General features: G+C 49.4%; 19 protein-coding genes and 1 riboswitch. Of the genes, 17 read left to right on the top strand and 2 right to left on the bottom strand.

The window, feature by feature from the left end:
* The first annotated feature begins 66 nt into the window (after positions 1–66).
* Complete coding sequence (locus DACE_RS04835) at positions 67–1,413, top strand: sodium-dependent transporter (RefSeq protein ID WP_005998832.1); 1,347 nt, start codon at positions 67–69, stop codon at positions 1,411–1,413.
* 4 nt (positions 1,414–1,417) lie between these two features.
* Entirely contained in the window at positions 1,418–2,236 is an 819-nt protein-coding gene (gene mutM / locus DACE_RS04840; RefSeq protein WP_005998833.1) for a bifunctional DNA-formamidopyrimidine glycosylase/DNA-(apurinic or apyrimidinic site) lyase, read from the top strand.
* Here mutM and DACE_RS17065 read toward each other — a convergent pair.
* The gene (locus DACE_RS17065) at positions 2,228–2,701 is read right to left on the bottom strand and encodes a type IV pilin protein (protein WP_005998834.1); all 474 of its coding nucleotides are present in this window, start codon (positions 2,699–2,701) and stop codon (positions 2,228–2,230) included. The two genes, mutM and DACE_RS17065, sit on opposite strands and share 9 nt — an antisense overlap.
* Positions 2,694–3,218: a hypothetical protein gene (locus DACE_RS04850; protein ID WP_005998835.1), complete on the bottom strand. Its 525-nt coding sequence runs from the start codon at positions 3,216–3,218 to the stop codon at positions 2,694–2,696. Before DACE_RS04850 ends, DACE_RS17065 begins: the two co-directional genes overlap by 8 nt.
* Before the next feature lie 246 nt (positions 3,219–3,464).
* On the opposite strand from DACE_RS04850, the gene DACE_RS04855 reads away from it, so the two are divergent.
* The 15 genes from DACE_RS04855 (at position 3,465) to DACE_RS04925 (ending at position 18,688) form a co-directional block, all read left to right on the top strand.
* Positions 3,465–3,839 (top strand): molybdenum cofactor biosynthesis protein MoaE, encoded by a 375-nt coding sequence (locus DACE_RS04855; RefSeq protein WP_005998836.1) that lies wholly within the window; start codon positions 3,465–3,467, stop codon positions 3,837–3,839.
* Positions 3,836–4,315, top strand: coding sequence for a cyclic pyranopterin monophosphate synthase MoaC (gene moaC, locus DACE_RS04860; protein ID WP_005998837.1), 480 nt, complete (start codon positions 3,836–3,838; stop codon positions 4,313–4,315). Before DACE_RS04855 ends, moaC begins: the two co-directional genes overlap by 4 nt.
* On the top strand, positions 4,312–4,806 hold the full coding sequence (locus tag DACE_RS04865; RefSeq protein WP_005998838.1) for a MogA/MoaB family molybdenum cofactor biosynthesis protein: 495 nt from the start codon (positions 4,312–4,314) through the stop codon (positions 4,804–4,806). Before moaC ends, DACE_RS04865 begins: the two co-directional genes overlap by 4 nt.
* A gap of 251 nt (positions 4,807–5,057) precedes the next feature.
* The gene (gene pyrR, locus DACE_RS04870) at positions 5,058–5,594 is read left to right on the top strand and encodes a bifunctional pyr operon transcriptional regulator/uracil phosphoribosyltransferase PyrR (RefSeq protein WP_005998839.1); all 537 of its coding nucleotides are present in this window, start codon (positions 5,058–5,060) and stop codon (positions 5,592–5,594) included.
* Positions 5,595–5,612: 18 nt separating this feature from the next.
* Positions 5,613–6,548: an aspartate carbamoyltransferase catalytic subunit gene (locus DACE_RS04875; protein ID WP_005998840.1), complete on the top strand. Its 936-nt coding sequence runs from the start codon at positions 5,613–5,615 to the stop codon at positions 6,546–6,548.
* 26 nt (positions 6,549–6,574) lie between these two features.
* Positions 6,575–7,855 (top strand): dihydroorotase, encoded by a 1,281-nt coding sequence (locus tag DACE_RS04880; RefSeq protein WP_005998841.1) that lies wholly within the window; start codon positions 6,575–6,577, stop codon positions 7,853–7,855.
* A gap of 50 nt (positions 7,856–7,905) precedes the next feature.
* Positions 7,906–9,036, top strand: coding sequence for a glutamine-hydrolyzing carbamoyl-phosphate synthase small subunit (gene carA / locus DACE_RS04885; RefSeq protein ID WP_005998842.1), 1,131 nt, complete (start codon positions 7,906–7,908; stop codon positions 9,034–9,036).
* 10 nt (positions 9,037–9,046) lie between these two features.
* Entirely contained in the window at positions 9,047–12,304 is a 3,258-nt protein-coding gene (gene carB / locus DACE_RS04890; protein WP_005998844.1) for a carbamoyl-phosphate synthase large subunit, read from the top strand.
* A 93-nt stretch (positions 12,305–12,397) separates the two neighbouring features.
* Positions 12,398–12,874: a transcription elongation factor GreA gene (greA, locus tag DACE_RS04895; RefSeq protein ID WP_005998845.1), complete on the top strand. Its 477-nt coding sequence runs from the start codon at positions 12,398–12,400 to the stop codon at positions 12,872–12,874.
* Positions 12,875–12,883: 9 nt separating this feature from the next.
* A complete protein-coding gene (locus DACE_RS04900; protein ID WP_040366267.1) occupies positions 12,884–13,090 on the top strand; it encodes a DUF1858 domain-containing protein in 207 nt (68 codons plus the stop codon).
* 20 nt (positions 13,091–13,110) lie between these two features.
* Positions 13,111–15,225, top strand: a complete 2,115-nt coding sequence (gene recG / locus DACE_RS04905; protein WP_005998849.1) for an ATP-dependent DNA helicase RecG — start codon at positions 13,111–13,113, stop codon at positions 15,223–15,225.
* A 15-nt stretch (positions 15,226–15,240) separates the two neighbouring features.
* Positions 15,241–16,473, top strand: a complete 1,233-nt coding sequence (locus DACE_RS04910) for a Zn-dependent hydrolase (RefSeq protein WP_005998851.1) — start codon at positions 15,241–15,243, stop codon at positions 16,471–16,473.
* Between the two features lie 91 nt (positions 16,474–16,564).
* Positions 16,565–16,972, top strand: a complete 408-nt coding sequence (locus tag DACE_RS04915; RefSeq protein ID WP_005998853.1) for a hypothetical protein — start codon at positions 16,565–16,567, stop codon at positions 16,970–16,972.
* The gene (locus tag DACE_RS04920) at positions 16,969–18,126 is read left to right on the top strand and encodes a rolling circle replication-associated protein (RefSeq protein WP_005998854.1); all 1,158 of its coding nucleotides are present in this window, start codon (positions 16,969–16,971) and stop codon (positions 18,124–18,126) included. Before DACE_RS04915 ends, DACE_RS04920 begins: the two co-directional genes overlap by 4 nt.
* Positions 18,127–18,451: 325 nt before the next feature.
* Positions 18,452–18,688, top strand: coding sequence for a hypothetical protein (locus DACE_RS04925; RefSeq protein WP_040366269.1), 237 nt, complete (start codon positions 18,452–18,454; stop codon positions 18,686–18,688).
* Between the two features lie 1,056 nt (positions 18,689–19,744).
* A riboswitch (FMN riboswitch) is annotated at positions 19,745–19,891 on the top strand.
* Positions 19,892–19,959 lie beyond the last annotated feature (68 nt).

Here is a 19,959-nt window from a genome sequence, read left to right on the forward strand (position 1 = left end):
CAAGACATTGTTGCACTCGTAACATTTTCTGCTGAACCTGGCACCCCATTCAATGGAGGAAACACCATGACTCAACGAAGCCAATGGGCCTCCCGTCTCGGTTTTATTCTCGCGGCCTCGGGCAGTTCCATCGGGTTGGGCAACATCTGGAAGTTTCCTTATGTTGCCGGACAAAATGGTGGTGGGGCTTTTGTTCTGGTTTATCTGGTTTCGATCCTCCTGGTCGGTATTCCAATCATGATGGCGGAGTTTCTTCTCGGTCGGGAAGGTGGGAAGGATGCCATTGGCTCTTTTGCCCGCCTTGCTGGTAAAAACAGCCCGTGGTGCCTGGTGGGCGGGACCAGTGTCATCGCCGCATTTATCCTGTTGTCCTTTTACGCTGTCGTTGCGGGTTGGTGTTTTGATTATGTTGTGAAATCTGCAGCCGGAACGTTGCAGCACGCATCCCCGGAACAAATCAGCGCTCTGTTCAGTGACCTTCTTTCGTCTCCAGGCCAGATGATATTCTGGCAGGCCTGTTTTCTGATGGCCACTGCGGCCATCGTTTCGTGTGGCATTCAGCATGGTATTGAGCGCTGGAGCAAAATTCTTATGCCGTTGTTGTTTCTATTGCTGCTGTATCTGTTTGTTCATGGCCTGTTTTCCGGTGGAGCAGGGCGTGCGGCCCAGTTTCTGTTTTCTGCGGATTTCTCTTTGTTGACCCCTCAAAGTCTACTTGCGGCAGTTGGCCATTCCTTCTTTACCTTATCTCTGGGTGCTGGTGTGATGATCACTTATGGCTCCTATCTGGATCGCCAGGCCGATCTGTTCAGTATGGCGATAAAAGTTTCAGCACTGGATACCATGGTGGCGTTGCTGGCTGGTATGGCCATTTTCCCGGTGGTTTTTTCAGCGGGTCTTGATCCTGGTGCCGGGCCAGGGCTGGTTTTTCAGACCATTCCCATTGTCTTCTCCTCGGCACCCATGGGTTGGTTGCTGGCTGTTGTCTTCTTTTTATTATTGGCTTTTGCAGCGCTGTCTTCGTCAATTTCCATGCTGGAGGTCTCTGTTGCCTGGCTGGTCGATGAGAAACAGTGGTCACGTTTTAAGTCCACGACACTGCTCTCCTTGGGTGCGTTTTTGCTGGGGTTACCGTCGTTGTTTTCATTCAACCTGTGGCACGATGTGACATTTTTCGGGTCACTGACGTTTTTTGATCTTTGTGACAAGCTGATCACCTCTTATATGTTGCCATTGGGGGGGATGGCTGTGGCGGTGTACAGTGGTTGGTTCCTGAAACGCTCGTCCTCTCAATGTCGTCAAAGTCTTTGCTGCGCTCAATCCTGGATATACCCGCTATGGTCTATCCTGATCCGTTTTGTTGCACCGGTTGCCGTGGCTATTGTCTTTATCCAACAATTAGGAGTGATCTAAAGTAATGCCAGAGTTGCCGGAAGTGGAAACTGTGTGTGCTGGATTACACGATCTTGTCGTTGGCCAGCAGATTGTTGATGTGCGTGTTTATGAGTCACGCCTGCGCTATCCGGTGCCGATGGAATTGGCTGATGTTCTGTCTGGGGAAACGGTTGTTTCTCTTAGACGGCGAGCCAAATATCTTTTAATGGACATTGGGCCGCAAGTGGTCATCCTCCATTTGGGGATGAGTGGCAGTCTGCGCTGGGTTTCTGATGGTCAGACACCGCAAAAGCATGATCATGTTGATATCGTTTTTTCTGGTGGCTGTTTACGTTTTCATGATCCACGCCGTTTCGGTCTGATTGTTCTTGCTCCGCCCCCTGTGGAACAGCATCGTTTATTGGCGCACCTTGGACCGGAACCTTTGTCTGACGACTTTGATGGCCAATGGCTTTTTGAAAAAAGTCGTGGCCGAAGAATCGCGATCAAATCTTTGTTGATGGAGAACAGGGTTGTTGTTGGTGTGGGCAATATTTATGCGAACGAGTCCCTGTTTCTCAGTGGCATGGCCCCGAAAAAAACGTCAGGAGAGCTCACGGATCAACAGTGTGTGATTCTGGTCGATAAGATTAAAAAAGTTTTGGCCGAAGCAATCAAGGCGGGTGGGACAACGCTGCAGGATTTTGTCAATGGACACGGGCAGCCGGGATATTTTCAGCAGAAGCTATATGTCTATGGTCGTGATGAGCAGCCGTGTTTAATCTGTGGAACAATGATCGAGCGTTGTCGCATCGGCCAACGCTCAACATTTTATTGTCCTGAGTGTCAAAAATTAGAATGAGGTCGGATAAAGAGGAAAAGCTGTTTTGTCCGATTCAAAAAGATATAAATCATCAATTCCGTCCATATTCCGATCAAAATTTGTTTTTATCTTTACGGTATAAGCATTCTCTTCCAATCCTATGGGCGTTTGAATTTGGTAGGCTTGGCCATTCGGTATGTAAAGTTCTAAATCGGTACCAGTGACTTCAACCGGTGAGTCGGCATGGGTTATGACGGTATCACCCAAGCTGAAATAGGTCTGATAACTTGTCTTGTAGACTTCCTGGACTAGACGTATTTGGTGAAGCGTTGAGTAAACTGTGGCCATTTTAGCTTTGTCACGATGCGCAATATAGTGTGGAATGGCGATGGTGGAGAGAATCCCAATGATCGTGATAACAGTTAATAACTCGATTAATGTATAACCGGATTCATGTGTGTGTGTTTGGGTCATTTTTAAATTCTCTTTTTGGAATTTACTCATTTTTATCTTCAATTGTGAACGTTGTATTCCCATTTCTTTTATATGTAAAATTATCCAGGAATGGCTGCAGCTTTTCCGAGATATAATTTGGAATCAGCATTTCAAGTGAATCAGGTGCTGCTCCTTTGTGGTCGGTTTGATATGAATCAATAGCAAATACAATCAAAGACCTCATTGTTTCCTGATTTTTTTTTAAGTCAATATGAACACTTTTTACCGGTTCGGGACGATTCATATAGTTAAAAATTTGTACGCAACCAAAGATTGCAAGGCACGTTACAAAAACATAAGCGGCTCTTTGACGTTGTTTTTTTATGATACGTTTGTGTTCTAGCTGATATTCTTCTTTGCGCTGCTGCTTGACAATTTTTTCAGCATGTTTCACTTCTTTGTCGGTGTTTAAAACCACGCAATCTCCACATAAAACTTTACCGGAATCTTCGATTGCGCATTTTTCCAAAATTTTTTTGCCACAGCGCTCGCAGGCTGTATATTTTTCAGTCTGTTCAGAATTCACTGGTACCTCGCATTTTTAATTTTATCAAGTAAGTACGTTTTTAAGAATAATACAATGAAGGGAAAAAATAAACATATTGTCTCTTTGCGAAAGTGCGCAGACAAATTTATTTTTTCTGAGACACAACCCCATGAATTAGTAAAACAGGATGAGGCCCATCAGGCAGAACTCTACTCAAATAAATAATTTGCCCAATGGCGTATACGTGTTAACTCTTCAATAACCAAATAAACAAGGGGAGCTGTCATGGATATCTCAAAAACAATCGCTGAAATGAAAAATGATCCACATTTTGCCGAAAACGTCGGCATGATTCTCGTTCACAATGGAATCGTCCGGGGTTGGTCGCGTGGCGACCGGACAGCGGTGTGCAAAATGATGGTGAGTTCTGATCTGGGCAAGATTGAACAGATTCGCCAAGATATCGAAGCAATGGATGGAATTTATAAGGTTGCCTTTGAAGCGCGTTCCGGTGTTATGGTGCCTGGGGATGATGTGCTGTTTCTTGTTGTTGCCGGCGATATTCGCGAAAATGTTAAACCGGCGTTGGCGCTCATGTTAGATCGGGTAAAAGCCGAAGCAGTAACCAAAGAAGAATATTTCGAGGAGGGTAGCGTATGAGCTTCAATCATTTCGATGGCCAGGGTAAGGCAATTATGGTTGATGTCAGTGGTAAGAAGAAAACATTACGCACGGCTACGGCAGCAGCGACGGTACATATGTCATCGAACCTGTTACAGGCGATCCTCGATCATAAAACGACTAAAGGGGACGTTCTTGGCGTGGCGCGTCTGGCTGGAATCGCCGCCAGTAAAAAGGTTCCTGACCTGATTCCACTTTCTCATCCTCTGGCCATTCACCATGCGGCAATTGAGTTTAATTGTGATGTTGATCAAGGCACTGTTGAAGTACAGGCGACAGTTCGTGCTTACGAGCGTACCGGCGTTGAGATGGAAGCCATGGTGTCCGCATCTCTTGCGGCTTTAACTATTTACGATATGTGTAAAGGAAGTGAAAAAGATATTTCCATTGATGCTGTTCGGCTTCTGTTCAAAGAGGGCGGCAAAAGCGGAACCTATCGCGCGGAGGGGCTATGAAAGCTGCGGTATTGATACTTTCTGACAAGGGTGCTGCAGGAAAACGGGAGGATTTAAGTGGACCGGCCCTGATCGACTGGCTGGAGCAACACCAAGTTGAAACATTACGCTATGAAATGATCCCGGATGATTATGATGTGATTGTTTCTACATTGACGAATTGGTGTGATGAAGGGTTTTGTGACGTGCTCATCACCTGCGGAGGTACCGGCGTGTCACCGCGAGATGTCACACCGGAAGCCACTATAGAGGTCGTGGATCGCATTCTGCCTGGTTTTGGTGAAGCGATGCGTTCTGAAAGCCTCAAAATTACCCCGATGGCTATCCTGTCTCGTGCTATGGCCGGCATTCGCGGTACCTGTCTGGTGATGAACTTGCCGGGTAGTCCTAAAGCGGCAATTGAAAACCTCGAAGCGGTGTGGCCGGCGGTTGCCCATGGGGTGGATAAAATTGGTGGCAATCCTTCGGATTGTGCAGGGATTCATTCCTGATACAACGCCTTAAAAAACTCGTGTACAGATCATCGATTTTCCTTGACTTCACTTCATCATGATTGTTAGGTTCTCGAAAATATCTTTTCCCTTTTAAACCAATCCAGAGAGGTTGGTAAAGGCGATACGAATGAACCAGGCTTTTCAAAAATATCACTATTTCTGTACCCGCAACCTTTTTGCCTTCTTGGTAGGAAGGTATTTTTTTGTCCAAAAAATGAGTTATTCCAACTGCTTTACGGAGGGCAATGATGGGGAGTAAAGAAAAAGTTATTCTTGACAAACAAGGGATTGATCGTGCTGTCACCCGGATCACCCATGAGATTCTTGAAAAAAATAAAGGGTGCGACGATCTGGTGTTGATCGGCATTCGCAGTGGTGGTGACCATCTAGCGGCTTTGCTTCGAGAACGGATGAAAGAGATTGAAGGTGGGCAGGTTCCTCATGGTGCGGTTGACGTTACCATGTACCGCGACGATGTTGGTCAGGGAGCGGTTCGCCCTCTGGGGAAGACGGAAATTCCCTTTGCTCTGGACAATCGTCACGTCATTCTGGTTGATGAAGTGATCTATACTGGCCGAACTATTCGTGCTGCCATGGATGCCTTGATGGATATCGGCCGCCCCAGCAGTATTCAACTGGCGGTTTTGGTCGATCGTGGACACCGGGAATTACCTATCCGTGCTGATTATGTCGGGCGTAATGTTCCATCCGCCCGGGACGAAAATATACAGGTTTTCTTTGATGAGGCTCACCAGCCGCTTGAAGTTCGACTGATTAAGCCTTGATGGAAAAAGGGGAGTGACATGGGATTTGCACACAAGCACATTATCGGCACGCAGCAGCTATCCAAAGAGGATATCGAACTGATTCTTGAAACGGCAGAAAGTTTCAAGGAGATCAACCTGCGTGACATCAAGAAAGTTCCGACGTTGCGTGGTAAAACGATCATTAATCTGTTTTATGAAAACAGTACCCGTACCCGCACATCTTTTGAGCTGGCTGGCAAGCGGATGTCGGCAGATACTATCAATATCTCTGCTTCAGGGTCGTCCGTTACCAAAGGGGAAACCCTTGAGGATACAGCCAAGAACATCGAAGCGATGAATGCCGATGTGATTGTTATGCGTCATTCCTGCTCCGGCGCTCCGGATTATCTGGCCAAGCGTTTGACTAGGAGTGCCGTGATCAATGCCGGTGACGGTGCTCACGAGCATCCGAGTCAGGCGCTGCTTGACCTGATGACCATCAAAGAACATAAGGGCCGCATTGAAGGGCTGACCGTTGCCATTATCGGTGATATTGCCCGCAGCCGTGTCGCCCGTTCCGATTTGTATGCTCTGAAAACCATGGGCGCCACGGTGCGTCTTGCCGGACCGGCAACCATGCTTCCCCCGGGCATTGATGAACTGGGCGCTGAAGTTTACACCGACATCAATGAAGCGATCAAGGATGCTGATGTGGTCATAATGCTGCGGATTCAATTGGAACGGGAAGGGGGCAATACATTGATTCCTACCCTGCGTGAATACGCCCAGTTCTTTGCATTGAACACAGAGAATATCAAGCTGGCCAAGCCCGATGCGATCGTAATGCATCCCGGGCCCCTGAATCGAGGTGTTGAAATCTCCTCCTATGTTGCCGACGGTGGCCAGAATGTCATTCTGGATCAAGTGGAGAATGGTGTGGCGGTACGCATGGCCCTGCTTTATCTGCTGGCCGGTGGCAACGACGAAGAATAATCCCCTTCCTGAGATGAGGTTTAGTGATGAAAACAGTGATTAAAAATGGACATGTGATTGACCCCTCCCAGGACCTGGATGGTCGTTTCGACCTGATAGTTGAAGATGGCTGCATTGTTGAACTTGGGGAGAATCTGCCAGCAGAGGATGCTGATGAGGTGATTGATGCTGACGGGCTATTGGTGACACCTGGCCTGATCGATATTCATGTTCACCTGCGTGATCCCGGCTTTGAATACAAAGAAGATATTGTTTCCGGTACCCGCTCGGCAGCAGCGGGAGGATTTACCTCAGTGGCCTGTATGCCCAATACTAAGCCGGTTAATGACAATAAAGCGACCACGCTATACATGATCAACAAAGCCCAGCTGGAAGGGTTCGCCAATGTCTTCCCGATCTGCACCATTACCAAAGGGCAGAAGGGGACAGCGTTGGTTGAAATGGGTGACCTCAAGCAGGCAGGTTGTGTCGGATTTTCCGATGACGGCCTCAATGTTGAGTCTGGCGACGTGTTGCGACGTGCCATGGAATATGCCAGCGGGTTTGATATGCCGATCATCGCTCATGCCGAAGATGAAGGTATCAAATGCGGCGGGGTGATGAACGAAGGACGTGTAGCCACTGAACTCGGTCTGGCTGGTAACCCCTGGGTTGCTGAGGCCTCTACCGTTGCCCGCGATCTGATGCTGGCGGAACTGACCGGTGCCCGGCTGCACGTGTGTCACATCTCGACCCGTCGCACCGTCGAGCTGATCCGCGAAGCCAAGGCGCGTGGTGTTAAAGTCACTTGCGAAGTCACCCCGCATCACTTCACCCTCACCGAAGAGGCCGTGCGAGGTTATGATGTCAATGCCAAGATGGGGCCGCCTTTGCGTACCGCTGACGATGTCAAAGCGATGAAAGAGGGCTTGGCTGACGGCACGATTGATGCCATTGCAACGGATCATGCGCCTCATCATGTTGATGATAAAAACGTTGAATTCAATGTGGCCGCCAATGGTTTGGTTGGTCTTGAAACCGCGCTGCCGTTGGCTTTAAACCTGGTCAAAGAGGGCGTGTTGACCCTTAATCAGGCTATCTGCTGTCTGACTACGCGTCCGGCGTCGGTCATGCGCATCCCCCGCGGAACGCTGGCCAAAGGAACTGCGGCTGATATTACCTTGATCGATCCGGATTATCAGTGGACTCTGGATGCCACCCAGATGAAAACCAAAGCACGCAATACGCCTTTTGATGGCTGGGAATTGACTGGTGCGGCAATGATGACCATGTGCGCCGGTAAGATCACGTTTCAACGTAACTCATAAATAGACTTAAGATACAGCTACTAACTCTGCAATAAGGAGCACACTCAAGAATGAAAGCTATTCTGGCTCTCGCCGATGGCCGCGTTTTTCACGGTCAAAGCATTGGTGCCGTTGGGGAAACCTTCGGTGAAGTTGTTTTTAATACCAGTATGAGCGGATATCAGGAGATTCTGACGGATCCGTCCTATCATGGTGAAATTGTCACCATGACCTATCCGCAGATTGGCAACTACGGTGTCAACAAAGAAGATGTTGAGTCTGACAAGCCCCATCTTGCCGGGTTTGTCGTTAAAGAGAGCTGTGAGTTTCCCAGTAACTGGCGCAGTGAACTCAGTCTCAATGAGTATCTGCAGCAAAACAATATCGTTGGTATTCAGGGCATTGATACACGCGCCCTGGTCAAACATATTCGGGATCATGGTGCTCAGACCGGCGTGATCTCCACGGTTGACCTTGATGTCGACAGCCTCGTCGAAAAAGCCCGCAAAGCTCCGGGTCTGGTTGGGCGTGATCTGGTCAAAGAAGTGACCACCGCAGAGTCCTATACCTGGACACAGGGCGTGTGGGATCTTGAAAAAGGCTACACCGAGCTGGTTGAACCGGCGCGCTACCATGTTGTGGCCTACGATTTCGGCATCAAACGCAATATTTTGCGCAATCTGGTCAGCGCCGGTTGTCGTGTCACAGTTGTTCCGGCATCAACATCCGCCTCTGACGTTCTGGCCCTCAACCCTGACGGTGTCTTCCTCAGTAATGGCCCGGGCGACCCGGAACCCATTACCTATGCTCAGGAAAACATTCGTCAATTGCTCGGTAAAGTGCCCCTGTTCGGTATCTGTCTCGGCCATCAATTGCTGGCTATTGCATTGGGTGGCACGACCTATAAACTTAAATTCGGTCATCGCGGCGGCAATCAGCCGGTTCAGCGCGATGAAAACAAGCGTGTCGAAATCACCTCACAAAACCATGGCTTTGCCGTTGACGCCCAAAGCCTTGAATCGGCTTCCGCCATCAGTCATCTCAATCTTAATGACAATACCGTCGAGGGTCTGTGCCATAGTCAGTTGCCGGCATTTTCAGTCCAGTATCACCCGGAGGCATCCCCTGGTCCCCACGATGCACATTACCTGTTTGACCGCTTTATTAGCCTGATGGAAGACTTCAAGAAAAACGAGAACTAAGGATAGATAAATGCCTAAACGTACAGACATAAAAAAGATTCTGATCATCGGTGCCGGTCCCATTGTCATTGGTCAGGCCTGTGAGTTTGACTACTCCGGGACCCAGGCGTGTAAAGCGCTCAAAGATGAAGGTTACGAGGTGGTTCTCCTTAATTCCAACCCAGCCACCATTATGACCGATCCCGATTTTGCCGACCGGACCTATGTCGAACCGGTGACCCCGGCGGTACTGGCAAAAATCATTGAAAAAGAGCGCCCGGATGCGCTGTTGCCGACGCTTGGTGGGCAAACGGCCCTTAACACTGCTGTGGCAGTGGCAAAAGACGGCACTTTGGATAAATTTGGCGTTGAGTTGATTGGCGCCAAGCTTCCGGCCATTGAGAAAGCCGAAGATCGTACCCTGTTTAAACAGGCGATGGACAGCATTGGTGTTGCGGTGCCGCGTTCCGGACTGGCGCATAATTACGATGAAGCCATGGTGGTCATTGAAGAGGTTGGTTTTCCAGCAATTATTCGCCCCTCGTTTACCCTTGGCGGGACCGGCGGTGGTATTGCGTACAATCGCGAAGAGTACGAAGCCATGGCCGTGGCCGGCATCGATGCGTCTCCGACCGATGAGATTTTGGTAGAAGAGTCCGTCATCGGCTGGAAAGAGTATGAGCTCGAGGTGATGCGCGATCTTGCCGATAATGTTGTCATCATCTGTTCCATTGAAAACTTCGATGCCATGGGCGTGCATACCGGTGATTCGATCACCGTGGCACCGGCACAGACCCTGACCGATAAGGAATACCAGATTCTTCGGGATGCTTCGTTGAAGATTATTCGTGAGATCGGTGTTGAGACGGGTGGCTCCAACATCCAATTCGGCATCAATCCCAAAGATGGTCGCCTGGTTGTCATCGAGATGAATCCGCGCGTGTCGCGCTCGTCGGCTCTGGCGTCTAAAGCGACCGGCTTTCCTATTGCTAAGATTGCCGCGAAACTGTCGGTTGGTTACACACTCGACGAAATTCCTAACGATATCACGCGTGAAACGTTTGCCTCTTTTGAGCCAACCATTGATTATGTGGTGACCAAGGTACCGCGTTTTACCTTTGAAAAGTTCCCCAGCACCGATCCGACCCTGACCACTCAGATGAAATCGGTGGGTGAGGCGATGGCCATTGGCCGGACCTTCAAAGAGAGCTTCCAGAAGGCATTGCGTTCCATGGAAATCGGCTCGGATGGTTTTGAAAGTCGTCTGTTTGCTTCACCGGCGGATGTTACCACACCGCTCAGTGCTGGCGATCTGGAGCAACTGCGCGACAAATTGCGCGTGCCTAATGTCGACCGAACCTGGTATCTCGGTGATGCACTGCGTGCCGGTCTGTCTGTTGATGAAATTTATCAGATCAGTGGTATCGATCCGTGGTTTGTTAACAATATTGGGCAAATTATTGCCAAAGAGAAACAACTCTACGACTGCCGCGAGACGATTCTGACTGCCACAGAGCAGGGGTTGGACCTGCTCCGTGAGGCCAAACAGTATGGATTTTCTGATCGTCGTTTAGCTTATCTGCTCGGAACGGACGAAGGGGTTATCCGCCAACTGCGTTATGACCACGCTATTCGTCCGGTTTACAAGCGGGTGGATACTTGTGCGGCTGAATTTGAAGCGTTCACGCCTTACATGTATTCTACGTATGAGGAAGAGTGTGAAGCTAACCCCAGCGATCGTAAAAAAATTATGATTCTGGGCGGCGGCCCCAACCGCATCGGGCAAGGTATCGAGTTTGATTACTGTTGTGTTCACGGTGTTTTTGCGCTCCATGATGACGGTTTTGAAACCATCATGGTTAACTGCAACCCGGAAACGGTTTCCACTGATTACGATACGTCCGATCGTCTCTATTTCGAACCGTTGACTTTGGAAGATGTGTTGGAGATTGTCGCTGTTGAAAATCCAGATGGTGTCATCGTTCAATTCGGAGGACAGACACCGCTTAAGCTGGCGGTTGCGCTTGAAAAAGCCGGTGTGCCCATTATCGGGACCAGTCCGGATGCCATTGACCGTGCCGAAGATCGTGAGCGTTTTCAGGCTCTGCTGCACAAGCTGGATCTCAAGCAACCGGCCAACGGCTTGGCGCGATCCTTTGAAGAAGCGGAGACCATTGCCGAGCAGATCGGTTATCCGGTTGTCGTGCGTCCGTCCTACGTACTCGGTGGGCGTGCCATGGAGATCGTCTATGGTATTGAGCAGTTGCGCAATTACATGAAATTTGCGGTTCAGGCTTCTCCTGAGCATCCGATTCTCATTGACAAGTTTCTTGATCATGCCATTGAAATTGATGTTGATGCCTTGGCCGACGGCACTGATGTCGTTATTGGTGGCATCATGCAACACATTGAGGAAGCCGGTATCCATTCCGGTGACTCAGCCTGTTCCCTGCCGCCGTATTCTCTTGCAGAAGAGCTTGTCGAAGAGGTGCGCCGCCAGACGCGAGCCCTGGCTCTTGAGCTGGGCGTCATCGGCTTGATGAATATTCAGTTTGCGGTTAAAGACAATGTTGTCTACCTCATTGAGGTGAACCCGCGTGCCAGCCGTACGTCACCCTTTGTCTCTAAAGCAACCGGACGTCCCCTGGCAAAAATTGCAGCACGCCTGATGGCAGGAAAAACCTTGAAAGAACTCAATATCCTCGATGATATTGTTCCTGACCATGTTGCGGTCAAAGAATCGGTTTTCCCTTTTGCCAAATTCCCCGGCGTCGACACCTTGTTGGGACCGGAAATGAAATCCACCGGTGAAGTTATGGGCCTGGACAAGGACTTCGGGAAAGCTTTTGCGAAAGCTCAGATGGGTGCCGGCGTCAATCTTCCGTTGAGTGGTAAAGTGTTTATCAGTGTCAAAGACAGCGATAAGCCGGAAACGATTGCGATTGCCAAGAAGCTCGTCGATGCCGGATTTAGCCTGATTGCCACCGGTGGCACGGCAGCAACCCTTCAAGAAAACGGCTTGCCGGTTGAACGTGTCAATAAGGTGAAAGAAGGGCGACCGCATTGTGTTGACGCCATTAAAAATGGTGACATTGCCATGGTCTTCAACACCACCTTTGGTATTCAGTCTATTGCAGACTCTTACTCGATCCGTCGTTCAGCTCTGATGTACAGTGTGGCCTACTTTACAACGGTCACCGGAATGGACGCTGCGGTCGATGGCATCCTGGCCATGCAGCGAGAAACCCTTGACGTTGTTGCTCTCCAAGAGTATAGTTTGAAGTCTTAAACGCAAACAAAAACAAGTTGATACACGATACAAGGTTGCGGGTAGAAGCACTTCTGCCCGTGACTTTGTTTTTTAGAAGAGGGAAAAAGAATAATGTCTGATTCTGTACCGATGACACCTGAATGTTACGCGCGTCTTCAGGAAGAACTCAAAAACCGCATTAAGGTTGATCGCCCTAAAGTTGTTCAAGACATTGCAGAAGCTCGCTCCCATGGTGACCTCTCTGAAAATGCTGAATACGATGCTGCCAAAGACCGTCAGGCCCACATCGAAGGTCGTATTGCTGAGCTCAATGACAAACTGGCGCGAGCTGAAGTGATTGATCCGAAAAGTATTAATACGGATAAAATCGTTTTTGGTGCAACCGTCACGCTTTTCGATACGGACTCTGACAATGAAGTGGTTTACCAGATTGTCGGTGAAGATGAAGCGGACATCAAACAAGGAAAAATCTCTGTAACGTCGCCGGTGGGTAAGGCGTTGATCGGCCATACTCTGGATGATGAGGTTCGCATCAATGTTCCTTCTGGAACACGCATTTATGAAGTGACGGAAATCGAATACAAATAGGCGTTGTCCATGTTCGATAAAACCACAAAAATGGCAGCCGTGTTAAAGGGCCATCCCAAAGCCAAAGAGGTTCTGGAATCCTTTGGGTTACAATGCTCAACCTGCTCCGGAGCCAAGCATGAATCTATAGAGCTCGGGGCGACCAACCACGGCCTGGACGTTAATGAGTTGCTCACTCATCTCAATGCTTTGTTTGACGAGCCTCCTGGAAAATAACCAACAAGATTGACATCGGGATGGGACACCATACGTCACAGTCTGCTGATTTAAACACCCCTCTGAGCTCACTCAGGGGGGTGGGTCCCAAACTGTGCGAAAAACTGACCCGCCTTGGTCTTCACACCGTCGAAGACCTGCTGTACACCTTGCCGCATCGGTATGAAGATCGGCGGCATTTCTCTACCATCAACCAGCTTAAACCTGGAGAACCTGGCCAGTTTCGCGGTAAAATCCTCAATGCCGATGAAGTGCCGATCGGCCGTGGTCGCCAAAAACTCTTTGAAGTTGTTGTTGGCGACGACACCGGCCAGATGCTACTCAAATGGTTCCATTACCGACGCGACTGGATGAAAAAAAACTATACGCCCGGACGAATTGTCCAGGTTTATGGTGAAGTGCGCTTCTACTCCGGTCGCCGTGAAATCCTTCACCCTGAGATTGACTTTAATGACGCGACAGATTCTGCCAGTCTGCGCATTCTTCCGGTCTACCCGTTAACCGAGGGGTTGTCACAAAAGCAGTTACGCAACTTTTGCCAACAAGCTGTGGCGGACTATGCTGATTCCGTTCCGACCCATCTGCCTGAGTGGGTCATGAAAAAGCGCGACCTTCTCCCGTTGAATCAAGCCTTGCTGCACTGCCATTGCCCACCCGTCGACAGTGACTTTCTCTGCTTACAGCAAGGGCAGGACCCGGCGCGACGGACGCTGGTTTATGATGAGTTTTTTTACCTTCAACTTGGTTTGACTCTCCGCCGCCAGGGCGTTCAGGTCGAGCAAGGCCGAGCGTTCACATTGGAGCACCGCTATACGCAACCCTTAGCTAAAGCACTGCCGTTCAGCCTGACCGCCGCCCAAAAACGTGTTTTGGGTGAAATTAAACAGGATATGCTGGCACCGCACCCAATGAATCGCCTGATTCAGGGCGATGTCGGCAGCGGTAAAACCATTGTCGCCTTGATGGCTGCCCTAATCGCTGTTGAAAACGGTGCCCAGGCTGCGGTTTTGGCACCAACTGAAATCCTTGCAGAGCAACACTACAATCAGTTCCACCATTGGATGACGCAACTGGGACTTCACTGTGCTTTGCTGACCGGATCCACGCCAAAATCCGAACGACAGACGCTGTTAGATGGCCTGGCCCATGGTGAGATCAAACTCTTGGTCGGTACCCATGCCATTCTCCAGCCCGACGTGACGTTTGCTGATCTCGGGCTTGTGATCATCGATGAACAACACCGCTTCGGTGTTCAACAACGTCATCAATTGCGCAAAAAAGGTCACAACCCGGACACGCTGGTTATGACGGCGACTCCCATTCCACGCACACTGTCTCTTACGCTCTACGGTGATCTGGCCATGTCGGTGATTGATGAACTTCCTCCGGGACGAACACCGATTACGACGCGTATTGCCCGTTCCTCGCAACGACCACAACTGCTCGACTTTGTCCGCCGAGAACTCGATAAAGGGCATCAGGTGTATTTCGTTTATCCTCTGGTTGAGGAGAGTGAACGCTCTGAACTCAAAGCCGCTACTGAAGCGTTTGAAGCCCTTGAAAAGGAGTTGGGTTCAGAGTATAGCGGTGGTCTGTTGCACGGACGTCTCCATCCACGCGACAAAGAAGCTGTGATGGATAAATTCAAGCAGGGACAGATTCATTATCTGGTCGCAACCACAGTGATTGAAGTCGGAATTGACGTGCCGAACGCCTCTGCCATGGTGATTGAGCATGCGGAACGATTTGGTTTGGCTCAACTCCATCAGTTGCGAGGCCGGGTAGGGCGGGGCGCTGCAAAAAGTTACTGTGTGTTGGTCCCGTCCGAACAGTGCAGTCACGATGGTCAGCAGCGGCTCAATATCATGCAAAGCTCAAACGATGGCTTTGTCATCGCCGAGGCCGACCTGGAATTGCGTGGGCCCGGAGAATTTCTGGGTACCCGTCAGGCGGGCATTGAGAATTTTCGAGTTGCCAACCTGTTACGCGATGCCTCACTGCTCGAACAAGCCAGGGAAGACGCTTTGCAGCTTATTGAGCAGGATGATTTTCTCACTTCACCACAGTACTATGCAGTGCGCGAAACATTAAAGCAGCGATGGGGCAGTCGCCTCGAGCTGGCCAGTGTCGGATAACCCTCAGGAGCGATTATGATAGATACAAAACGTTTTCAAAAAGATTTTCGTGCGATTGCTCAGTTTGGTGCCTTAGATAATGGCGGGGTGACAAGACTGGCGTTATCCAAAGCTGACCATGAAGCGCGTAACTATTTGATTAAACAGATGCAACAAGCTGATCTTGATGTACATATCGACCCTTATGGCAACATTCGTGGCCGGCGTAACGGCAGTGATAGTCAGCTACCTGCAGTCATGGTCGGGTCCCATTTGGATACCGTGCCGCAGGGGGGACATTATGATGGCATTATTGGTGTTCTTGCCGCCCTTGAACTCGTCCGTCACTTGAACGATGAACACATAACAACTAAGCATCCCATTGAAATTATTGATTTTTGTTGTGAAGAATCCAGCCGGTTTGGTGTTGCAACGTTGGGAAGTAAGGGCCTAACCGGTCAACTCAATTGTGCACGCATGAAAGAACTTTGTGATCGTGATGGAATCAGCTTTTATCAGGCGTTGCTTCAATCCGGCTGCTCACCGGATGTCGAAAACGGTGGCTATCTGACACCGGGAGATCTTAAGGCTTTTTTCGAACTGCACATCGAACAAGGCCCGGTTCTTGAGCATCATCAGGAACATCTGGGCATTGTTGAGGCGATTGCTGCACCCAGTCGTTTTCGTTTGACCATCAACGGCCGCAGTGATCATTCAGGCACAACACCAATGACGATGCGCCAGGATGCTTTGGTCGCAGCAGCGCAGCTCGTTCTTGGTACAGAGAACATCGCGCGACAAAGCAGTGAACAGAGTGTTGCGACCATTGGTGAAATTCACACACAGCCCAATGTCATGAATGTCATTCCAGGGTCTGTCACGTTAGGCGTTGATATCCGCGACATTGATGGTGATCGCAAGCAACAGATGGTTGCAGCGTTTCAAAATCTGGTTGACACCGTTGAGAGCCAATCCGGGTGTCGCATCCATACTGAAAGGTTGTGTGATGATGCTCCGGTCCAATTAGATGGGATGCTGCAACAACAATTGATTGACCTGGCTCAAGCACATCAGTGGCGTTGGCGCAAAATGCCCAGTGGTGCCGGTCACGATGCCATGCATATGGCACGCCTTGCACCAACAGCGTTGATCTTTATTCCCAGCCACAATGGGATCAGTCACAATGTTGCTGAATCGAGTTCACTCGAAGATATTATGCGTGGTGTCACATTGTTATCTGAAGCAGTTCAACAATCGGCTCAAGAGTGATCTTTACTGCCTTGGTGATAAAGTAACAAAAGTTTACATAATATTTCTTATGCGACATAGTTAGTGTGTCGTTTACTGGCGGGGTCGTCTCATGACTCCGTCTCTTACGATCTCTCCTGTTGATGATGGTGCCGTTCAGGTCACTGTCACCATACCTGCTGATCAATCTAACCACTTCGTCAACCTGTTCAACTCTCTGTCTGGATCAGGCGCTACACCCGTTACCGATTCAGTACCGTCCAGACCTCGCAATAAAACTATCAGTGAACTTGACAAGGAACGTGCTGAACAGGCTAAGGCTGCCTACTTTGAGCTGATTGCCGGCCTTTTCGATAAATATACCGCTGAGGGATTTAAACGTAATGATGCTATCAAGCGCATTGCTGCCGACCTCAGAGCCAGGAATCACTGTTGGAGTTCTACTGACCTGGTTAGGTCATTTCTTCCTGCAGCTGGTCGACCTGGTACACGTGGCCCTCGTCCTGAGGGTGTGTCATGATTCCAACCGCAGACAGAAAGGCATCCAGAGGTGTTTATGTAGATCGAGCTGCGGCGGTCGGGGGTGGTGTTGATGCTGCGGGAACAGTGGAGCCACCCTTTTCTCCTGATACCGTTCAGAGTTCTGGGCATTCAGCAGACCTTGGGCCACATCTGGTTTCGGAGCCTCCGCGTCACCGAGGGGCCGAGGTACGCGGTGGAGCTAAACCAGACGGGCCGCTTGTTACTTCTCCCATATCTCAAACTTTTGAAGTTCCGACCTTTCACGTTTATCCTGCAACGGTCAAGATAAAGAGACCTTTTATAGGTAAGGTTCCTGTCGCACCTGATCGCACACGCACATCTATTCAAGGCTTTAGCGATAAATCTCGTGGCCGACTTCGCTTTGTTGCTGCCAATTCCAGGGATAAAATCAAGACTCAATTCTGCATGACCTATGGTGATGTTTGGCCCATCAATGGCCGATCACTTAAAGCCGATCTGAACCGCTTTCTTACCAACGTCCGCAAACAGTTCCCAGGCATGGAATACATCTGGATTGCTGAGTTTCAAACCCGTGGATGTCCTCATTTTCATCTGTTCAGTTCAATCCCTCTTACAGACGAAAACCACCAGAAGCTCACCAAGGCATGGCACCGTGTCGCTGGTTATGGCCAAGACAAGCACCTCCGAGTTCATTCCCATGATCGTAACTTTATCGAATGGGATTTGGGCAAAGGTTCCTATCTGTGCAAGTACCTGGACAAGGAAGCTCAGAAAGCCATTCCCGAAGGGTTCTCTTCCTTTGGTCGCTGGTGGGGAAACAGTCGCACCCTTGTAGATGTTCCCGATGAAATACCCTCAGAGTACCTGGACGAAACCTACGGTTATGAGTCGATTGATTTAGATACTGGTGAGGATACCGGATTCACCCCTTCAAAGTGGATATATCGGCAACTTGGCCGCTACCAGGAAGCATTACACCGGGACAGAGTTCGCAAGATCAAGGAACTCAATCTCACACGCTCAAAGGACGATAAAATCCCCATCCCTCCCCGTCCCTGGTTCCGTCACACGAATAAGAGCACTTCGTCTTTTACAGGCGCACCAGTATTTAACCGTCTACTTGCCTATGCTCAATCTGTGCAACCAGAGTCCGAGAAATCTCCTTTCTAATTCAACAACCAAAAACAGACTATCCGTTCCCCTCCTCTCCCCACTGACCGACGCGCACAGGCGCGCAGCCGGGGGGGGTAGCCCGTAGGGGTCGGCTGGTATCGGTCACGCTCACATGCTCCATGCTGGCGGGAACCAGGGCCGAGGCTCACGCTATTTCGTGAAGGAGGCCAAGTTCCCGTAGCGTAAGCGTTAGCGGTAAGCGTCCAAGCTGAGCGAACGGCGATTTAGCCGGAGCGTGAATTGTGAGCGATTACCTGTTGACTACATATTTTCAGTTGTGATAGAAATGTTACATTTAGATGTCACTAGAAAGGAAAATACTATGGCTAGAAAACGTGTTGCTATGACACTCGACGAGGACATTTATGCACAGTTTCAATCAACCGTTATTGAACAGGGCTACCCTCGCGCTGCTGTTGGTATGATCGTTCAAAATTTTATGAAAAAGGTGATCCGAGATATCGAAAAAAATGGTGTCTCTGTTGACCTAGTACGGTTCGATCTTGGTGATGAGATTGGCGAAGATGAAACTTTGGTTGTCCTGGCTGATAAGAAATAGAGCTTTATCAGTCGTATAGTTGACTAAATAAACCCTTTGGTATTACCATCGAAACATTAGAAAGTCGCGCTAATCTCCTACACTATCTGGTAACTGCAATTACCGGATATGTTACAGATTCCGGCACAACATTAAAATAAAAAAGCCTCCAAGAGCTGCAACTCCTGAAGGCTTAGAACGGTGAAACATCAGAGCTGCAACTCCGGTGTTTCGATAAAAAAACCACCACCTATAGCGGATTTTTGTATGATCGTACTGCCTTTTTTGTATTACGTCAACACCCCTGCACCCACCCATACAGCACCCTTCCGCTTTCCATTTCTGGTTGTTAATTCCGAAAGTTTTCACTATTCACCTTTTCATATATTCAAGAAACAATATTTCTTATGCGGCATGATTAGTGTGTCGTTTGCTGGCGGGGTCGTCTCATGACTCCGTCTCTTTATCTGGATCAGGCGCTACACCCGTTACCGATTCAGTACCTGCCAGACCTCGCAATAAAACTATCAGTGAATTTGACAAGGAACGTGCTGAACAAGCCAAAGCTGCTTACTTTGAGCTGATTGCCGGCCTTTTCGATAAATACACCGCTGAGGGGCTTAAACGTAATGATGCTATCAAGCATATTGCTGCCGACCTCAGAGCCAGGAATCACTGCTGAAGTTCTACTGACCTGGTTAGGCCATTTCTTCCTGTAGCTGGTCGACCAGGTGCACGTGGCCCTTGTCCTGAGGGTGTGTCATGAATCCTACCGCAGACAGAAAGGTGTCCAGAGGTGTTTATGTAGATCGAGCTGCGGCGGTCGAGGGTGGTGTTGATACTGCGGGAACAGTGGAGCAACCCTTTTCTTCTGATATCGTTCAGAGTTCTGGGTATTCAGCAGACTTGGGGCCACATCTGGTTTTGGAGCCTCCGTGTCACCGAGTGGCCGAGGTATGCGGTGGATCAAAACTTTTGCCGACTTGGTATCGGAACAATCATGGTCTTGACAACCGTTCATTGGCTTTATGAAAGAATTTTATCTGGAACTGTATAGACAGACTTGTTACTTTAATGCCCTATTCTCAGGGCGGGGTGAAATTCCCCACCGGCGGTGACTCCTTGTGAGAAGCCCGCGAGCGCCTTTATTATTGGGATAAAGGGTCAGCAGATCTGGTGAGATTCCAGAGCCGACGGTTATAGTCCGGATGAAAGAGGATATTCAGCTTCCTGTGGTTGTTGTTGCAACTCGCAGCACTGTCTTCCTGTGCGCCCTGATTCCCGCTTAGCTC

It is taken from the genome of Desulfuromonas acetoxidans DSM 684, assembly GCF_000167355.1.
GTDB lineage: Bacteria > Desulfobacterota > Desulfuromonadia > Desulfuromonadales > Desulfuromonadaceae > Desulfuromonas > Desulfuromonas acetoxidans.

Bases quoted from the DNA above. Each gene is read 5' to 3' on its own strand.
- DACE_RS04835 (WP_005998832.1), top strand. From the start codon at position 67: ATGACTCAACGAAGCCAATGGGCCTCCCGTCTCGGTTTTATTCTCGCG.
- mutM (WP_005998833.1), top strand. From the start codon at position 1,418: ATGCCAGAGTTGCCGGAAGTGGAAACTGTGTGTGCTGGATTACACGAT.
- DACE_RS17065 (WP_005998834.1), bottom strand. From the start codon at position 2,701: ATGAGTAAATTCCAAAAAGAGAATTTAAAAATGACCCAAACACACACA.
- DACE_RS04855 (WP_005998836.1), top strand. From the start codon at position 3,465: ATGGATATCTCAAAAACAATCGCTGAAATGAAAAATGATCCACATTTT.
- moaC (WP_005998837.1), top strand. From the start codon at position 3,836: ATGAGCTTCAATCATTTCGATGGCCAGGGTAAGGCAATTATGGTTGAT.
- DACE_RS04865 (WP_005998838.1), top strand. From the start codon at position 4,312: ATGAAAGCTGCGGTATTGATACTTTCTGACAAGGGTGCTGCAGGAAAA.
- pyrR (WP_005998839.1), top strand. From the start codon at position 5,058: ATGGGGAGTAAAGAAAAAGTTATTCTTGACAAACAAGGGATTGATCGT.
- DACE_RS04875 (WP_005998840.1), top strand. From the start codon at position 5,613: ATGGGATTTGCACACAAGCACATTATCGGCACGCAGCAGCTATCCAAA.
- DACE_RS04880 (WP_005998841.1), top strand. From the start codon at position 6,575: ATGAAAACAGTGATTAAAAATGGACATGTGATTGACCCCTCCCAGGAC.
- carA (WP_005998842.1), top strand. From the start codon at position 7,906: ATGAAAGCTATTCTGGCTCTCGCCGATGGCCGCGTTTTTCACGGTCAA.
- carB (WP_005998844.1), top strand. From the start codon at position 9,047: ATGCCTAAACGTACAGACATAAAAAAGATTCTGATCATCGGTGCCGGT.
- greA (WP_005998845.1), top strand. From the start codon at position 12,398: ATGTCTGATTCTGTACCGATGACACCTGAATGTTACGCGCGTCTTCAG.
- DACE_RS04900 (WP_040366267.1), top strand. From the start codon at position 12,884: ATGTTCGATAAAACCACAAAAATGGCAGCCGTGTTAAAGGGCCATCCC.
- recG (WP_005998849.1), top strand. From the start codon at position 13,111: ATGGGACACCATACGTCACAGTCTGCTGATTTAAACACCCCTCTGAGC.
- DACE_RS04910 (WP_005998851.1), top strand. From the start codon at position 15,241: ATGATAGATACAAAACGTTTTCAAAAAGATTTTCGTGCGATTGCTCAG.
- DACE_RS04915 (WP_005998853.1), top strand. From the start codon at position 16,565: ATGACTCCGTCTCTTACGATCTCTCCTGTTGATGATGGTGCCGTTCAG.
- DACE_RS04920 (WP_005998854.1), top strand. From the start codon at position 16,969: ATGATTCCAACCGCAGACAGAAAGGCATCCAGAGGTGTTTATGTAGAT.
- DACE_RS04925 (WP_040366269.1), top strand. From the start codon at position 18,452: ATGGCTAGAAAACGTGTTGCTATGACACTCGACGAGGACATTTATGCA.